The following is a 2311-nucleotide window of genomic DNA, read 5'->3' as shown; positions in this document are numbered from 1 at the left end:
GGAAAACTGGTTAAAAACTTCAACTCTATGGCAAAAGACTTAAAAAATATTGAATGTATACAAACTGATTTTATGAACAATGTATCTCATGAGTTTAAGACACCAATATCAGCCATTAAAGGATTTCTAGTAATATTAAAAAATGAAAACTTATCGCAAAAAGAAAGGTTGGAGTATATTGATATTTTATTAGATGAGACAGATAGATTATCACAATTATCTTCAAATATACTAGAATGTTCAAAACTGGATAATATGGATAAGTTTAAGGATAATAAAAAATTTTCTTTAGATGAACAAATTAGAAAGACTATAATCTTGCTTGAAAAGCAATGGTCTAAAAAAAATATAAGTTTTAACTTGGATTTAAAATCTACTTATTACTATGGTAAGGAAGAATACTTAATTCAAGTTTGGATAAATATAATTAGCAATGCTATTAAGTTTTCCAATGAAAATTCAGAAATACTAATTTCCTGTTATAAAACAGCAAATGAAGTATTTATAGAAATTAAAGACTACGGATGTGGAATGGATGAAAATACTAAGAAATACTTATTTAATAAATTTTATCAAGGAGATAATTCAAGAAATGATTTAGGATATGGATTGGGGTTATCTATATCAAATAGAATTATAGAATTATCAGGTGGAACTATTACAGTAGATAGTGAATTAGATAAGTATACTAAATTTACTGTAACACTTCCATATGAATAGTTTTAGTATTTATTAGATGATATAATCGATATAAATAAAGTTGTTAATTATAATTAAATATATAAAGAGGTAGCTTATGAATAAGTATGAATATATATTGGAAAAACAAAGAAAATACCTATCTGATATTGGTAGGATAGATGTAAATACAAGAATTGAAAATTTAAAAAAATTAAAAAGTGTTATAAAAAAATACGAAGGAGAGATAATAGATGCTTTAAATAAAGATTTAGGTAAACACATATTTGAATCTTATTCCAATGAAGTTGGATTTGTATATGGAAGCATAAATTACTCTATAAAAAATATCAAAAATTGGGCTAAAATAAGAAAAGTAAAAAATGATGCAGCTCAGCTCCCAGGAAAATCATACATTTATAAATCACACTATGGAGCAGTACTTATAATAGGGCCATATAACTATCCATTTCAATTATTGATAGAGCCGTTAATAGGAGCTATATGTGGTGGAAATACAGTAGTTCTTAAACCTTCTGAGTATGCTACTTACACAGAGGGAATAATAGAAAAAATAATAAAAGAAACTTTTGATGAAAAATATATAGCAGTAGTGACAGGGGATTACAAAGTCAATAGTGAACTTTTAGATCTACAATTTGACTATATATTTTTTACAGGTAGCGTAAATGTAGGTAAAATAGTTATGGAAAAAGCCAGTAAACATTTAACTCCTGTAACATTAGAGCTTGGAGGTAAGTCACCTGTTATAGTGCATAGTAGTGCTAATTTAAAAATAAGTGCAAAGCGTATCATGTGGGGAAAACTGATAAATGCCGGTCAAACTTGCGTAGCACCAGATTATGTATTAGCCCATGAGGATATTTATGAAGATCTTATAAAAGAATTTATTAGAGCAACTAAAGAATTTTACGGAGAAGATATTATAAACAACAAAGACTTCGGTCGAATAATCAATGAAAGACATATGGATAGACTATCTAATATACTTAATCATGATAAAGAGAAAATAGTATTTGGTGGAAATATTAACTTAGAAAAAAGATATATTTCACCAACTATTCTTAAAGATGTTACTTTAGATGATATGGTTATGAGTGAAGAATTGTTTGGACCAATACTTCCAGTAATAAAATATAAAGATATGGAAGATATAAAATACTATATATCTAAAAATAAAAATCCATTAGCTTTATATGTATTTTCAGAAGATAGTAATTTTAGTGAAGATATAATTACTAGATTTACTTTTGGTGGAGGAGGTATAAATGATACTATAAGCCATGTGGCATCTACTTACTTACCATTTGGAGGGATAGGAACTTCTGGAATGGGTAATTATCATGGAAAAGCTAGCTTTGATACATTTACTCATACTAAGAGTATAGTGAAAAAAAGTACAAAGTTTGATATAAAACTAGTATTTCCACCTTATAAAAATAAAATCAATTTAATTAAAAAGATAATGAGATAATCTAAATTATTAATGAAAAATAAAACTTTCAAGAATACAGAGCTAAATATTTTATTTCTATCAGAGAGATGTCTATTGTATTAAGTATGATAGTAACTCCAATGTATTTATTCCCTTGCTAAAATCACTGATTTTCAG

2 protein-coding genes are annotated in these 2311 nt (G+C 26.4%); both read left to right on the top strand.

Going from position 1 to position 2311, the window contains the following annotated elements:
• The coding region (locus J7G74_RS16370; protein ID WP_297137361.1) for a sensor histidine kinase at nt 1–720 on the top strand (720 nt) is incomplete at its 5' end.
• Nucleotides 721–796: 76 nt separating this feature from the next.
• Nucleotides 797–2173 (top strand): aldehyde dehydrogenase, encoded by a 1377-nt coding sequence (locus J7G74_RS16365; RefSeq protein ID WP_297137360.1) that lies wholly within the window; start codon nt 797–799, stop codon nt 2171–2173.
• Nucleotides 2174–2311 lie beyond the last annotated feature (138 nt).

The sequence above is a fragment of the Terrisporobacter sp. genome (assembly GCF_017888745.1).
Classification (GTDB): Bacteria; Bacillota; Clostridia; order Peptostreptococcales; family Peptostreptococcaceae; genus Terrisporobacter.
The sequence above is the reverse complement of the archived record's forward strand: the minus strand, read 5'-3'. Positions and strand labels throughout refer to the sequence as shown.